Annotated in this window: 11 protein-coding genes and 1 pseudogene; 7 read left to right on the forward strand and 5 right to left on the reverse strand. The window is 62.4% G+C overall.

The features are described from left to right. Positions 1-321 (forward strand): annotated as a pseudogene (locus A3764_RS13870) (radical SAM family heme chaperone HemW); the annotation flags it as partial. Here A3764_RS13870 and hemW read toward each other — a convergent pair. From hemW to rph, 3 genes are read right to left on the reverse strand one after another with little or no spacing between them, the layout of a single operon-like run. Next, positions 275-1,378 (reverse strand): radical SAM family heme chaperone HemW, encoded by a 1,104-nt coding sequence (hemW, locus tag A3764_RS13875; RefSeq protein ID WP_067951680.1) that lies wholly within the window; start codon positions 1,376-1,378, stop codon positions 275-277. The pseudogene A3764_RS13870 and the gene hemW sit on opposite strands and share 47 nt — an antisense overlap. Continuing rightward, on the reverse strand, positions 1,371-1,982 hold the full coding sequence (gene rdgB / locus A3764_RS13880; protein ID WP_067922408.1) for an RdgB/HAM1 family non-canonical purine NTP pyrophosphatase: 612 nt from the start codon (positions 1,980-1,982) through the stop codon (positions 1,371-1,373). The genes hemW and rdgB overlap by 8 nt, the downstream gene beginning before the upstream one ends. Then, positions 1,979-2,692 carry a ribonuclease PH gene (gene rph, locus A3764_RS13885; RefSeq protein ID WP_067922411.1) on the reverse strand — a complete coding sequence of 238 codons (714 nt, stop codon included), beginning with the start codon at positions 2,690-2,692 and terminating at the stop codon, positions 1,979-1,981. The genes rdgB and rph overlap by 4 nt, the downstream gene beginning before the upstream one ends. A gap of 111 nt (positions 2,693-2,803) precedes the next feature. Here rph and hrcA point away from each other — a divergent pair, with 111 nt between their 5' ends. Together hrcA and A3764_RS13895 are read left to right on the forward strand one after the other, a co-directional pair. Beyond that, on the forward strand, positions 2,804-3,868 hold the full coding sequence (gene hrcA / locus A3764_RS13890) for a heat-inducible transcriptional repressor HrcA (RefSeq protein WP_067922414.1): 1,065 nt from the start codon (positions 2,804-2,806) through the stop codon (positions 3,866-3,868). 9 nt (positions 3,869-3,877) lie between these two features. Beyond that, positions 3,878-4,441 (forward strand): nucleotide exchange factor GrpE, encoded by a 564-nt coding sequence (locus tag A3764_RS13895; protein WP_067922460.1) that lies wholly within the window; start codon positions 3,878-3,880, stop codon positions 4,439-4,441. A gap of 35 nt (positions 4,442-4,476) precedes the next feature. Here the strand turns inward: A3764_RS13895 and mutS are convergent, their stop codons facing one another. Then, positions 4,477-7,098, reverse strand: coding sequence for a DNA mismatch repair protein MutS (gene mutS / locus A3764_RS13900; protein WP_067922417.1), 2,622 nt, complete (start codon positions 7,096-7,098; stop codon positions 4,477-4,479). Between the two features lie 162 nt (positions 7,099-7,260). Between mutS and A3764_RS13905 the strand changes: the two genes are divergently transcribed. The 3 genes from A3764_RS13905 to A3764_RS13915 all read left to right on the forward strand — a co-directional run bounded on the left by A3764_RS13905 (position 7,261) and on the right by A3764_RS13915 (position 12,188). After that, positions 7,261-8,985 (forward strand): glycosyltransferase 61 family protein, encoded by a 1,725-nt coding sequence (locus A3764_RS13905; RefSeq protein WP_067922420.1) that lies wholly within the window; start codon positions 7,261-7,263, stop codon positions 8,983-8,985. 72 nt (positions 8,986-9,057) lie between these two features. Further along, positions 9,058-11,319, forward strand: a complete 2,262-nt coding sequence (locus A3764_RS13910; RefSeq protein WP_067922423.1) for an NADP-dependent malic enzyme — start codon at positions 9,058-9,060, stop codon at positions 11,317-11,319. Beyond that, positions 11,316-12,188 (forward strand): ribokinase, encoded by an 873-nt coding sequence (locus tag A3764_RS13915; RefSeq protein WP_067922426.1) that lies wholly within the window; start codon positions 11,316-11,318, stop codon positions 12,186-12,188. Before A3764_RS13910 ends, A3764_RS13915 begins: the two co-directional genes overlap by 4 nt. Here the strand turns inward: A3764_RS13915 and msrA are convergent. Then, a complete protein-coding gene (msrA, locus tag A3764_RS13920) occupies positions 12,167-12,841 on the reverse strand; it encodes a peptide-methionine (S)-S-oxide reductase MsrA (RefSeq protein WP_067922429.1) in 675 nt (224 codons plus the stop codon). The genes A3764_RS13915 and msrA overlap by 22 nt on opposite strands. Before the next feature lie 121 nt (positions 12,842-12,962). Here msrA and A3764_RS13925 point away from each other — a divergent pair. Further along, positions 12,963-13,883, forward strand: a 921-nt coding sequence (locus A3764_RS13925) for a D-amino acid aminotransferase (protein ID WP_067951681.1), incomplete at its 3' end; no start/stop codon positions are given.

Raw genomic sequence — 13,883 nt, forward strand, 5'->3', positions numbered from 1 at the left:
GGGGTGAAATGGGGCACAGAACAGTTCAGCAACCCGCGCCGGTGGATGGATGCCGAAGCTGCCGGAAACCCGGAAAAGCCCCGCGTCGCCCTTTCACGACAGGATCAGGCGGAAGAATTTCTGCTGATGGGCCTGCGCCTGTCCGACGGGATCAGCCTTGAACGGTATGAGGCGCTGGCGGGGACCAGTCTGGATGGCCCCGCGCTCAGGCATCTTGTCGATATCGGTATGATCGAACGGAACGGTGATAATATTTCTGTTTCAAATCAAGGCGTTATGGTATTGAACGCCGTCCTTGCGGAGCTTGTGGCCGATCAGTGACCGCCCAGTTTCCGGCATAGCTCATCCAGTTGGTCGANGCCAGCGCCTCATACCGTTCAAGGCTGATCCCGTCGGACAGGCGCAGGCCCATCAGCAGAAATTCTTCCGCCTGATCCTGTCGTGAAAGGGCGACGCGGGGCTTTTCCGGGTTTCCGGCAGCTTCGGCATCCATCCACCGGCGCGGGTTGCTGAACTGTTCTGTGCCCCATTTCACCCCGTCAATCGTCACCCGGCCATGGGCGCCGGGTCCGATTCCAACATAATCGCCATAGCGCCAATAGATCAGGTTGTGACGGGATTCTGACCCGGGGCGCGCGTGGTTCGAGACCTCATAGGCCGGCATCCCTCTTTCCCCGCAAATCTCACGGGTGAGGGTGAAAAGATCGGCGCCCAGATCCTCGCTGGGCAAACCGCGAAGCCGACCGCGCGCATATCTGTCGCCAAAGGCCGTGCCGTTTTCGATAGTAAGCTGGTAGAGCGACAGGTGGTCGATGGCCATGGAAAGAGCCTCGTTCAACTCCGCCTTCCATTGATCGAGCGTCTGGTCCTGACGCCCGTAAATCAGATCGAAGCTCACCCGGTCGAAGGCGTGCCGGGCAACGTCGAACGCCTGCCGCGCTTCGGCTACGGAATGGAGGCGGCCCAAGCGCTTGAGATCGGCATCGTTCAGGGCCTGAATACCCATCGAGACGCGATTGACGCCGCCCTGCCGGAAATCGGCGAACCGCCCGGCCTCCACCGAACCGGGGTTCGCTTCGAGCGTGATTTCAAGAGAGTTGGAGGTGCGCCAGAGGCTGCGCGCCTTGTCGATGATGGCGGCGACCGTCTCGGGCTCCATCAGGCTGGGGGTGCCGCCACCGAAGAAGATCGTATCGAGCACACGATCCGGTGTTTCGGCAGCCGCGCGTTCCAACTCCCGCAGATAGGCCGCGCGCCAGGCGGCATGATCGACCGATGCGGTGACATGGCTGTTGAAGTCACAATAGGGGCATTTGGCCGCGCAAAAGGGCCAGTGCACATAAAGGGCGAAGCCCCCGTGGCGCCAATCCTCAGTCAAAACACCCTTCGATCAGTTTGCTCACCGCGCGGGCGCGGTGGCTGATGGCGTTCTTTTGCGCTGCGGTCATCTCCGCAAAGGTTTGCTCATGACCGTCGGGCTGGAACATCGGGTCATAGCCATGGCCCAAAGCGCCCCGGACAGGCCAGACCAATGTGCCTGCGACATGCCCCTCGAACACCTCGTCGTGGCCATCGGGCCAGGCGAGGACGAGCGTTGCGCAAAAGCGCGCGCGCCGGGGGTGGGGGGCGTCGATCGCTTCGAGCTTTTCGCGGGTCTTCGTCATCGCCATCATGAAATCGCGGCCCGTGGGCGTTTCCGCCCAGTCGGCGGTGTAGACGCCGGGGGCGTTTTCCAGGGCTTCGACCTCGATCCCTGAATCGTCGGCGAGCGCGGGAAGGCCTGTCGCCTTCGCCGCGGCATGCGCCTTGATGCGCGCGTTGCCGACGAAAGTATCCTCGGTCTCTTCCGGTTCGGGCAACTCCATCTCTGCCGCGCCGACCACACGAACGCCGAGCGGTTCGAGCAGGCGCGCCATCTCTTCCAGTTTGCCCGCGTTATGCGTGGCGACCAGCAGCCGGTCGCCTTCGAACCTGCGTGTCATGCGGTGACGGCTTTCTGAACCTCGACCAATTCGGAAACGCCCTTTTCGGCAAGATCCATCAACTGGTTCATCTGCTCGCGCGAATAGGTGGAACCTTCGGCGCTCATCTGAACTTCGATCAACCGGCGGCTGCCTGTCATGATGAAGTTGCCGTCCACGCCTGCTTCGGAATCCTCGGGGTAATCGAGGTCCAGCACCGGCTGACCGGCGTAGATGCCGCAGCTTACGGCCGCGACCGGGTCCACCAGCGGATCGCTAATCACATCGCCCGCCTTCATCAGCTTGTTGACCGCCAGCCGAAGCGCGATCCAGCCGCCGGTGATCGAAGCGCAGCGCGTGCCGCCATCCGCTTGCAGCACATCGCAATCCACGGTGATCTGACGCTCACCCAGGGCGACGCGGTCGACCCCAGCCCGCAGGGACCGCCCGATGAGCCGCTGAATCTCCACCGTGCGGCCGCCCTGTTTCCCGGCGGTCGCCTCGCGCCGCATCCGGGTGTTCGTGGCGCGGGGCAGCATGCCGTATTCGGCGGTCACCCAGCCCAGACCCGAACCTTTGATAAACGGCGGTACCCGGTCTTCGATGGTTGCGGTACAAAGCACATGCGTATCGCCCACCTTGATGAGGGCGGAACCCTCTGCATGGCGGGTAAAGCCCGTCTCAACCGAGACTGGACGCATTTCATCGAGTTTCCGACCGGACGGGCGCATAGTTTATCCTTTTCCTGAAGTTTACACGGGATAGCGCCCCGCCCCCGCGCGATGCAACCCCGATTGACGTTTCCGCGCCGTGTACCTTTATTGAACCGGGAAGGAGCCGAGATGACCGAAACTTCCAATCTTCTGCAGGATCTCAACGACCGCTCGCGCGAGGTGTTTCGCCGCGTGGTGGAAGGCTACCTTGCGTCCGGCGATCCCGTGGGGTCGCGTACGCTGACGCGCGATTTCAGCGAAAAGGTCAGTGCCGCGACGATTCGCAACGTGATGCAGGATCTCGAATACCTCGGCCTGTTGGGCAGCCCGCATGTCAGCGCCGGGCGAATCCCCACGCAGCTGGGCCTGCGCATGTTCGTCGATGGCATGATCGAAATCGGTGATCCGTCGGAGCCTGACCGGGAAAAGATCGATGCGACCTTCGCGCCGGACCGGTCCGATGTGACCGAAGTGCTCGACCGTGTCGGTTCCGCGCTATCGGGCGTGACCCATGGCGCATCGCTCGTGCTGACGCCCAAGCATGAAGCGCCGATCCGGCATATCGAGTTTGTCTCGCTGTCGCCGGAACGCGCGCTCGTCGTGCTGGTGTTTTCCGATGGTCATGTCGAGAACCGGCTTTTCTCTCCGCCGCCCGGTCAGACGCCCAGCTCCATGCGGGAGGCGGCGAATTTCCTGAACTCGGTCGTAGAGGGGAAAACCCTTGGCGAGTTGCGCCGCACGGTAGAACAGCAGATCACGCAGCGGCGGCAGGAAATCGACACGCTGGCGCGCGAACTGGTGGAAAACGGTCTGGCCCTCTGGGGTACGGGAGAAGAACATACCGAGCGTCTGATCGTGCGCGGTCGGTCAAATCTGCTGGGCACCGACGGAGAGGCGGAGGACCTTGAGCGCATCCGGCGGCTCTTTGACGATCTGGAGCGCAAGCGCGACATCGCGGAGTTTCTCGACCTGACGAAAGAAGGGGACGGGGTGCGCATTTTTATCGGATCGGAGAACAAACTTTTCTCACTTTCGGGTTCCTCTCTGGTGGTTTCTCCTTATATGAACGCGGACCGTAAGGTTATTGGCGCTGTCGGCGTCATTGGCCCTACGCGGCTGAATTATGGACGGATCGTGCCGATCGTGAATTACACGGCACAGCTGGTCGGAAAGCTGATTTCCGACCGGAAATAGAGGTGGATGATGGCAGACCCCAAAGAAGACGAATTTCTGGACGATATCGACGAAGCCGAAGCGGACGTCTATGCCGAGGAAATGGCCGAGACCGATCCCGAGGCGTTGGAACTGGATGAACTGCGTGCCGAACGCGACCAGTACAAGGACCGCTTCATGCGCGCATTGGCCGATGCCGAGAACGCGCGCAAACGGTCCGACAAGGATCGGCGCGAGGCCGAGAACTACGGCGGATCGAAGCTCGCCCGGGACATGCTGCCCGTGTACGACAACATGAAGCGTGCGCTGGAAGCTGCAACCGAAGAGCAGAAAGAGATCTCCGCGGCACTGCTTGAAGGTGTTGAACTGACGATGCGCGAACTGCTGAACGTGTTCAAGAAGCACGGGATCGAGGTGATCGCACCCGAGGTGGGCGACCGGTTCGACCCGCAGCATCATCAGGCCATGTTCGAAGCGCCCGTGCCCGGCACCAAGGCGGGGGACATCATTCAGGTCGCCGCCGAAGGTTTCATGCTGCACGATCGTTTGCTGCGGCCCGCACAGGTTGGTGTTTCGTCCACCCCGGCGAGCTGAGGCTTTTCAAAATATCGGAATGAATGGGGAAGCGGTCAGTTACTGGCCGCTTCTTTCAGTTCATAGAGCAGGTTCAATGCCTCACGCGGGCTGAGCTGATCGGGCATGATCTCTTTCAGGCGCCTTTCCGCTTCGGATTCGCGGGGCGCGGTCGGCGCGGGGGGCGGCGTAGCGGCAAAGAGCGGCAGATCGTCGATCAGGGATTTGCGCATGCCGCCGCCTTCGCGGTCGCCCTGTTCCAAGGATTCGAGAACGATGCGGGCGCGATCGATCACGCGCCTGGGCAGGCCGGCAAGCTGGGCGACCTGAACGCCGTAAGACCGATCCGCCGCGCCGCGCCGCACTTCGTGCAGAAAGACGATCTCGCCCTCCCATTCCTTCACGGAAACCGTCGCGTTTTCCACCCCGTCCAGCTTTCCGGCGAGGGCCGTCATCTCGTGGTAGTGGGTCGCGAACAACGCGCGGGAGCCGTTTACGTCGTGCAGGTGTTCCAGCGTGGCCCATGCGATGGCGAGCCCGTCATAGGTCGCGGTGCCGCGCCCGATCTCGTCAAGGATGACGAGCGCGCGTTCGTCGGCCTGATTCAGGATGGCGGCGGTTTCCACCATTTCGACCATGAAAGTGGATCGCCCCCGGGCCAGATCGTCAGAGGCGCCCACGCGGCTGAAAATCTGGCTCACCGCACCGATATGCGCCTCTGTTGCAGGAACAAAGCTGCCGATCTGGGCCAGAAGCGCGATCAATGCGTTCTGTCGCAGAAAGGTGGATTTACCGGCCATGTTCGGGCCGGTCAAAAGCCAGATGCGGGCATCCGAGTCCTCCGATCCCAAATCGCAGTCGTTCGCGACGAAGCTCTGGCCCGACTGCTGGGAAAGCGCGTGTTCCACAACCGGATGCCGCCCGTGGGAAATGGCGAAAGAAAGGCTGTCATCCACCTTTGGTCTGGCCCAGTTTTCAGACCGGGCGAGTTCGGCGAAGGCGAAGTCCACGTCAATCTCCGCCACGGCGGCAGAAGCAAGAGCAACCGGGCCGGAACGCGCCAATACCGCGGAACAGAGAATGGAAAAGAGCCTCTTTTCGATCTCCAGCGCCCGCTGACCGGCGTTCAGGATGCGCGTTTCCAGTTCCGAAAGTTCGACCGTGGTGAACCTGACCTGGTTCGCGGTGGTCTGCCGGTGGATGAATGTTTCTGACAGCGGGGGCTGCATCATCTTCTGGGCGTGCGTCGCGGTAGTCTCGACGAAATAGCCCAGCACGTTGTTGTGCTTGATCTTCAGGCTGGAAATCCCCGTAAGAGTGACGAAATCGCGCTGCATTTCCGCGATGACACTACGGCCTTCGTCCCGCAGCTTGCGCGCTTCGTCGAGCGCTTCGTCGTAGCCGGGCGCAATGAACCCGCCATCCCGCGCCAACAGTGGGGGATCGGCCACCAGAGCTTCGTCAAGTTGATCGATCAGTGTGCTTTCATTGCCGAGGTTTTGCACGGCCTTTTGCAGCAGTTCCCCGGTCGCGTGCCCCTGCAGCACCTGACCCAGTTGCTCGGCCCGGATCAATCCGTTGCGGATGGCGGCCAGATCCCGTGGGCCGCCCCGGTCGAGCGCGAGGCGTGACAGGGCGCGTTCGATATCCGGTATGCCGCGCAAAATGTCTCTGACATTGGTGGAAACGCCCGGATTGTCATAGGCAAAGCTGACCGCGTCCTGCCGTTCATGGATCGTATGCAGGCTGCGGGAGGGGCTGGAAATGCGCCTTTCCAACAGCCGGCCCCCGACGGCGGTCGCCGTTTTGTCGACGACGGAAAGCAGCGAACCCGCGCGCGAGCCGGACAGCGTATGTGTGAGTTCGAGGTTGCGGCGGGTCGCGGCGTCGATCTGGACGGTGCCGCCTTCGGCTTCCTTCTGCGGGGGGCGCAGCAGGGGCAGTTTACCGCGCTGGGTGATATCGAGGTATTCGATCAGCGCCCCGAGCGCCGAGATCTCGGCCCGCGTGAAATTACCGAACGCGTCGAGCGTGGCGACTTCGTAGAGTGTGCAGAGCCGCTTTTCGGCGCCGGTACTGTCAAAGGCGGCATGGCCAAGGCCGGTCAGCGTGATCCCGAAATCTTCGGCCATGTCGTGATAGTCCGATTGGCGATCATCGGGGACAATCAGTTCGGAGGGCGCAAGCCGGGCCAGCTCCGGCGACAGGTTGACCGGATCGACTGCACCCACATGCAGCGCGCCGGTGGAAATATCGACCCAGGCCACAGCCCCTTTTTCGCGGATCGTCGCATGCGCGGCGAGGTAATTGTGCCGCCGCGCGTTGAGCAGTGAATCCTCCGTCAGGGTGCCCGGGGTCACCAGCCGCACGACATCGCGTTTGACCACTGATTTCGATCCGCGCTTCTTCGCTTCCTGTGGGGTTTCCATCTGTTCGCAGACGGCCACGCGAAAACCTTTGCGGATCAGGGTCAGCAGATAGCCTTCGGCGGCGTGAACGGGCACGCCGCACATTGGAATATCGGCGCCGTCGTGCTTGCCGCGCTTGGTCAGGGCAATGTCCAGCGCCTCTGCCGCGGCGACGGCGTCTTCGAAGAACATTTCATAGAAATCGCCCATCCGGTAGAACAGCAGGGCATCGGCGTGGCTCGCCTTCAGTTCCAGATACTGCGCCATCATCGGCGTGACTTCGTTTCTGCTCACCTCGGCCCCCTTTTCCGGCGTCTCTATAGGATCACGGCGGGCAGGGAAAGCAAGCGCGGGACGCTGGATGCTGGACCGATGGGGAGGGGGCGGCTAAGGTTCAGCCGTTCCGGAAAATTCCGCAGGGCAGAGACGAATTTGCGAAAGACAATCGACCTGAAAGGCGCGCCGGAAGAGCTGTTCTGCAACCCGTGGCAGGACGAGGGGATCGCGCTGCTGGAGCCGCCTGCCTACCAGTGGAAAATCTGTGCCCCGGGGCGGATCCACGGCTTCGCGGCAAGCGCGCATGAAGAGATCGACAAGCGGATAGCGACGCTGGTTTCCCGCGCGCGAAAAGAACGCCGGTTCGCGCAGGCGGTGGAATGGAACATCGCGCTCGCCCATGTGGAGGGGGCGCAATTCCGCAAGTCCTACAAGACGGTGGGGGAGCGGTTCCTGCTTTCGGGTGCGTCGGCCACGCGGTTGTTGAACAGGTATCGCTGGGCAAATCCCGAAGACGATCCGGCAGCGACCCTTGCGCGGTATTTCGAAGATTGCCGCGCCCGGAACGCCGACCGGGACCTGCCCGTGCTAGATCGGCGCATCAGCCCCACGGTGCCTTTCGCCATCGAGTGCCGCAATTCCTTCAACTATTTCCATTTCCTGACGGAGGCCTTGCCGCAGCTTACGGTGCTGGACGGCTGGGATTTCCGGGGGGACATCTATTTCCATTTTCCCAACCGGGCCGACAAGACCCGCGATTTCGCCGCCGCCTTCGTCGCTGCCCTGTTCCCCGAATTCGAAGGCCGCGTCAGGTTCGAACGTGTGCCGAAAGACTATGACGAGGTGCTGACGGCCTACGACCTGTTTGGCGGGCATCGCCAATCGCCCGAATGGCAGGCGGATGCTTTGAAGGAAGCTGCCGGCCCCCGCTCCGGCTGGGAGCCGGATGATCCGTTGCCCCGGGCGCAGACGACGCTGGCGATGAATTCCGTCAGCTCCGGGCTGCGCGCCCTTCGTAACCGGGCGCTGAAGGCGGTTGCCGACCTAGATACATCCCATCTGCCGCGCCGGTTTTTCGTCGGGCGGGACACGCGCAAAAGCCGCGCCCGGAACATGGAGGGGGAGGATCTGCTGTTCGAACATCTTGCCCTCTTCGGTTTCGAATACGTTGTTTTCGAAAGCCTCTCCCCGCTGGAGCAAATCGCCCTGATGGCAAATGCGGAAATGATGGTTTCCTACCATGGGGCGGGTTTCGCCAACATGGTCTTTGCCAATCCTGACGCCTGTATCATCGAACTGGGCACCTTGCAGACGGCGAACCTGCGCTGGGGCGATTTCTGGCCTCATGCCCATGTCTCGGGCTGCCGCTATGTCTCTTTCTTCGCCGATTACCGCAAAAACGACCCGTTGACCGACCCGGAGTTTTCGAAAGAGGGGCTTGTTCCCGCCGCGCTGTCGGAGGGGGCGATTGGGCAGGTGATGGCCTTTGTCGTTTCCATGCTGGGGGAAACACCGACATTGGCGGAACCGCAAGAGGTGATCCGCCTCAGCCGCGCGCTGCAGGAGGTGGACGCGATGGACGCCTTCGCGGCGGTACTGGCTGCGCATGAAAAGATGCAGGAATTTGACCCGGATCTGTCTCTGTTACAGGCGGATTTGCACAAATTCAGAAAAAACCCGAAGGAGGAGCTTTCGGCGCTCGACCGGGCTTTTCGGCTGGCGCCGTCCCGTTGGCAGGTGCTGGTCCGGATGATCTGGTGCGCCAACCGCTGCGAGCGCCCGCAGGTGATCCGCTGGGCGTTATCCCGGCTGGCCGCCGATTTCCCCGACCGGCACGCGGCCTTTATCGCGAACCATGAATGGGTGCGCTACGTGGCGTAGGGCCGGTTCTGTCAGATTGTGCGATGGCTGCGGGCCGTCTAAGAAGGGTGGACCCAAAGAAAGCTGGATCCGATGGCCTCAAAAACACGCATCACTTCCGAAGAGGCCCTGGCCTTTCACCTCGAACCCTCGCCCGGCAAGTTCGAGATCTCGGCAACCGTGCCGATGACGACACAGCGGGACCTGTCACTGGCCTATTCGCCCGGCGTTGCCGTCCCCTGTGAGGCGATCGCGGCGAACCCGGAAACCGCCTATGATTACACCAACAAGGGCAATCTGGTCGCGGTCATATCGAACGGAACGGCGGTGCTTGGCCTCGGGAACCTTGGCGCGCTGGCGTCGAAGCCGGTGATGGAAGGCAAGGCTGTGCTGTTCAAGCGCTTCGCGGACGTCAATTCCATCGACATCGAACTCGACACCGAAGATACCGACGCCTTCATCGCGGCAGTAAAGCTCATGGGGCCGACATTCGGGGGGATCAACCTCGAAGACATCAAGGCGCCCGAATGTTTCATCATCGAACAGCGCCTGAAGGAAGAGATGGATATCCCCGTCTTCCATGACGATCAGCACGGGACCGCGGTGATCTGTGCGGCGGGGCTGATCAACGCGCTGCGCATTTCCGGGAAGAAGATCGAAGACGTGCGTATCGTGCTCAACGGGGCAGGGGCGGCGGGTATCGCCTGTCTCGAACTGCTTAAATCGATGGGTGCGCGCCATGACAACTGCATCATGTGCGACACCAAGGGTGTGATCTATCAGGGGCGCACCGAAGGCATGAACCAGTGGAAATCGGCCCATGCCGCCGCGACGGAGCTGCGCACACTCGAAGCGGCGATGGACGGTGCGGACGTGTTTCTGGGTGTTTCTGTAAAGGGCGCTGTGACACCGCAGATGGTGGCCAGCATGGCACCCAACCCGGTGATCTTCGCGATGGCCAATCCCGATCCGGAAATCACGCCCGAAGAAGCGCATGCCGTGCGCGAGGATGCGATCGTGGCCACCGGGCGGTCGGATTATCCGAACCAGGTCAACAACGTGCTTGGCTTCCCCTATCTGTTCCGCGGGGCGCTGGACATCAACGCGCGGGCCATCAATGACGAGATGAAGATTGCCTGCGCCCATGCGCTGGCGAATCTCGCCCGGGAAGACGTGCCGGACGAGGTGGCGCTCGCCTATGGCAAGAGCCTCACGTTCGGGCGCGACTATATCATCCCCACGCCCTTTGACCCGCGGCTCATCCATCGGATTCCGCCGGCGGTGGCGCGGGCCGGGATGGATACCGGCGCGGCGCGGCGGCCGATCATCGACATGGACGCCTATGAGCTCAGCCTAAAATCGCGGATGGACCCCACGGCGAACATCCTGCGGGGGATCAACGCACGGGCGCGTGCAAATCAGGCGCGGATGATCTTTGCCGAAGGCGACGACCCCAAGGTGCTGCGCGCCGCGGTGATGTACCAGCGGTCGGGTCTGGGCAAGGCGCTCGTGGTCGGGCGGCAGGACGACGTGGCAGAAAAGCTGACCGCCGCCGGGATGGAAGACGCTGTGCGCGAGTTGGAGGTCGTGAACGCGGCCAATACGCCGCATTTCGAAAGCTACAAGGATTTCCTTTACCAGCGGCTCCAGCGGCGCGGCTTCGACACCAAGGACATTCATCGGCTGGCAGCGCGGGACCGGCATGTATTTTCGGCTCTGATGCTGGCGCATGGGCATGGTGACGGGCTTGTCACCGGGGCGACGCGCAAGTCCGCCCATGTGCTGGAGCGGATCAATCACGTGTTCGAAGCCAACGCCGAACATGGGGCGGTGGGTGTCACCGCGCTGCTGCACAAGGGCCGCATCGTCTTCATCGCCGATACGCTGGTGCATGAATGGCCCGACGGGAACGACCTTGCCAATATCGCCGAAGCGGGGGCCAAGGTTGCGCGGCATCTCGGGCTGGAACCCCGGGTCGCTTTCGTCAGCTTTTCGACCTTTGGGTATCCTGTGTCCGAACGGGCCGAAAAGATGCATATCGCGCCCGAGATCCTCGATAAACGCGGCGTGGACTTTGAATACGAAGGCGAGATGACGGTGGATGTCGCGCTGAACGTCGCCTCGCAGAAGAACTACCCGTTTTCACGGCTTACCGGCCCGGCCAACATCCTTGTGGTTCCGGCCCGCCATTCCGCGAGCATTTCCGTCAAGCTGATGCAGGAAATGGCCGGTGCCACGGTGATCGGGCCGATCCTCACTGGGGTCGACAAGTCGATCCAGATTTGTTCCTCCACCTCCACCGCCAGTGACATCCTGAACATGGCGATACTGGCGGCCTGCAAGGTCGGCGAATGATCTGGAACCTCGGGTCGATCAACGTCGACCATTTCTATGGCGTGGGGCATCTGCCGAAAGCGGGTGAAACGGTTACGGCCCGGACCTACGCGCAGGGTCTGGGCGGCAAGGGTGCCAATATGTCGGTCGCGGCGGCGCGGGGTGGGGCGCGGGTTGCCCATATCGGCGCGATCGGCCGGGACAGTGGCTGGATACGCAATCGGCTGCTCGAATACGGGGTGGAGGTTTCGCATATCACCCCCGTCGAGGCGCCGACCGGTCAGGCGGTCGTCTGCGTGGAGGAGGCGGGCGAAAACGCCATCGTCGTCCTGCCCGGTGCCAATCACGAACTGACGGAGGATATGATCGGTGCCGCGCTCAGCAACGGGCGGACGGGCGATATCCTGTTGATGCAGAACGAGACCAACGGGCAAGAGGTGGCGGCGCGGCTTGCCAAGACGCTGGGCCTGCGTGTGGCCTATGCCGCCGCACCTTTTGACGCGTCGGCGGTGCAGGCCGTTCTGCCGAATACGGATCTGCTGGTGCTGAACGAGGTCGAAGCAGCGCAGCTTGAGGCCGCCGTTGGCGTCCCGCTGCACGAACTTTCCGTGTCGGATATCGTGGTCACGCTGGGCGCGCGGGGCTGCAAATGGTTCGGGCCGGGGGAAAAGCAGCCGCTGACGCTTCCCGCCTATGCCGCCGAGGTAGTGGATACCACGGGGGCTGGCGATACGTTCACCGGGTTCCTCGTGGCGGCGCTGGACCGGGGAGAGGACATGCGCGCGGCTCTCGACCTCGCGCTACGGGCCGCCTCCCTGATGGTCGCGCGGCAAGGGACGGCCGATGTCATCCCGGACCTGAAGGAAATTCAGGATTCCGATTTCGGCTGACCGGCAAAGGGGGCATCTTCGCCCCAAAGCTCCCGTACCCGCGCATCGCGCCCACATCCTGCGCGATATTTCTTGTAGGCTTCTGATTTGCGGATACCGATTCCGACGCTGCTGATGGCGAGCCTGTCGGAGCTTTTGTAATAGTCCTGATGATAGTCTTCGGCGGGGTAAAAGGGTGCGCCATCAAGTATCGGAGTAACGATTTCCTGACCGAGCGCCTTTTCGGCTTCGGCCTTGGCTGCTTCGGCGGCGCTGCGGGTTTCGGCGTCATCCGCGAAAACCGCCGTGCGGTAGCTGTCGCCCCGGTCACAGAATTGCCCGCCCGCGTCGGTAGGGTCGATCGAGCGGAAGAAGAGCGACAGGAGTTCCGCCTCGCTCACCTGCGCCGGATCGTAGGTGATCTCCACCACTTCGTAATGGCCGGTGTCCCCGCCGGTGACTTCCTTGTATGTCGGGTTTTCGGTCCGGCCCCCGGCAAAGCCGGAAACGGCTTCTTTCACGCCCGTCACCTTTTCGAAATCAGCCTCTACACACCAGAAACAGCCCCCTGCGACAACGAGTGTCTCGGGCTCTGCCGCCGCTGCGGGGAACGGGGTCAGCACGGGTGCGGCGAGAATGGCGGCCAGTGCGGTCGTCCTCAATGGCTTGAACATTTCTTGTCCTCCTGAAAACGTCTTTCATAAAGGTACATAGGGCGCGCGTTCCGGCCATAAACTCACATGGAGGTGAGATGGCCTGCCTAAACGCAGGGACCCAGGGCGAACGGAGTTATCAATGGCGGATCATGTCACTACCCATCAGGCGGAGGAGGACGCCCGGAACGAGTCGATCCAAATCTACGTCGACGGGCGCATCGTGCCGAAGGACGATGCCAAGGTTTCCGTCTATGACAGCGGATTCATGCTGGGGGATGGCGTGTGGGAGGGGTTGCGGCTCTATCAAGGGCATTGGGCCTTCCTCGACGCGCATATCGACCGATTGTTCGAGGCAGCACTCGCCATCGATCTGGACATCGGTCTGGACCGTGACGGCGTGAAGGAGGCGCTTTTCGCCACCCAGCGCGCCAACGATATGCATACCGATGCGCATGCCCGTCTGATGGTGACGCGCGGGGTGAAGGTGCGGCCTTTCCAGCATCCGTCGCTGTCGCGGTCAGGCCCGACCTTCGTGATCATCATGGAACATTCGCGTCCCTCGCTGCCCCGCCCCATCCGGCTGGCGACCGTGCCGCACCAGCGCGGCCTGCCCATGACGCAAGACCCCAAGCTGAACAGCCATTCAAAGCTGAACTGCATCCTTGCGTGCATCGCCGCCGAAAAGGCGGGAGCGGACGAGGCGCTGATGCTGGATGTCCATGGTTTCGTGAATACGACCAATGCCTGCAACTTCTTCATCGTGCGCAAGGGCGAGGTTTGGACCAGCACCGGCGACTATTGCATGAACGGCATCACCCGGCAGAAGGTGATCGACCTCTGCCGCGCCAATGACATCCCCGTATACGAACGCAACTATTCGCTGGTGGACACCTACGGCGCCGACGAAGCCTTCCTGACAGGGACTTTCGGCGCGCAGACCCCGGTGGCGGAGATCGACGGCAGGCAGATCGGCAGCGGCAGGATGGGCCCGGTCACCGAACGGCTGCGCGGGCTCTACAAGGAACTCGTCTCAGCAGAGGCCGCACGCGCCGGAGCGGAG

The sequence above is a fragment of the Sulfitobacter sp. HI0129 genome (assembly GCF_001635395.1).
Taxonomy (GTDB): Bacteria; Pseudomonadota; Alphaproteobacteria; order Rhodobacterales; family Rhodobacteraceae; genus Sulfitobacter.

What these genes read in the sequence shown, in the direction of transcription:
- rdgB (WP_067922408.1), bottom strand. Translation starts at nt 1,982, where the DNA reads ATGACACGCAGGTTCGAAGGCGACCGGCTGCTGGTCGCCACGCATAAC.
- rph (WP_067922411.1), bottom strand. Translation starts at nt 2,692, where the DNA reads ATGCGCCCGTCCGGTCGGAAACTCGATGAAATGCGTCCAGTCTCGGTT.
- hrcA (WP_067922414.1), top strand. Translation starts at nt 2,804, where the DNA reads ATGACCGAAACTTCCAATCTTCTGCAGGATCTCAACGACCGCTCGCGC.
- A3764_RS13895 (WP_067922460.1), top strand. Translation starts at nt 3,878, where the DNA reads ATGGCAGACCCCAAAGAAGACGAATTTCTGGACGATATCGACGAAGCC.
- mutS (WP_067922417.1), bottom strand. Translation starts at nt 7,098, where the DNA reads ATGATGGCGCAGTATCTGGAACTGAAGGCGAGCCACGCCGATGCCCTG.
- A3764_RS13910 (WP_067922423.1), top strand. Translation starts at nt 9,058, where the DNA reads ATGGCCTCAAAAACACGCATCACTTCCGAAGAGGCCCTGGCCTTTCAC.
- A3764_RS13915 (WP_067922426.1), top strand. Translation starts at nt 11,316, where the DNA reads ATGATCTGGAACCTCGGGTCGATCAACGTCGACCATTTCTATGGCGTG.
- msrA (WP_067922429.1), bottom strand. Translation starts at nt 12,841, where the DNA reads ATGTTCAAGCCATTGAGGACGACCGCACTGGCCGCCATTCTCGCCGCA.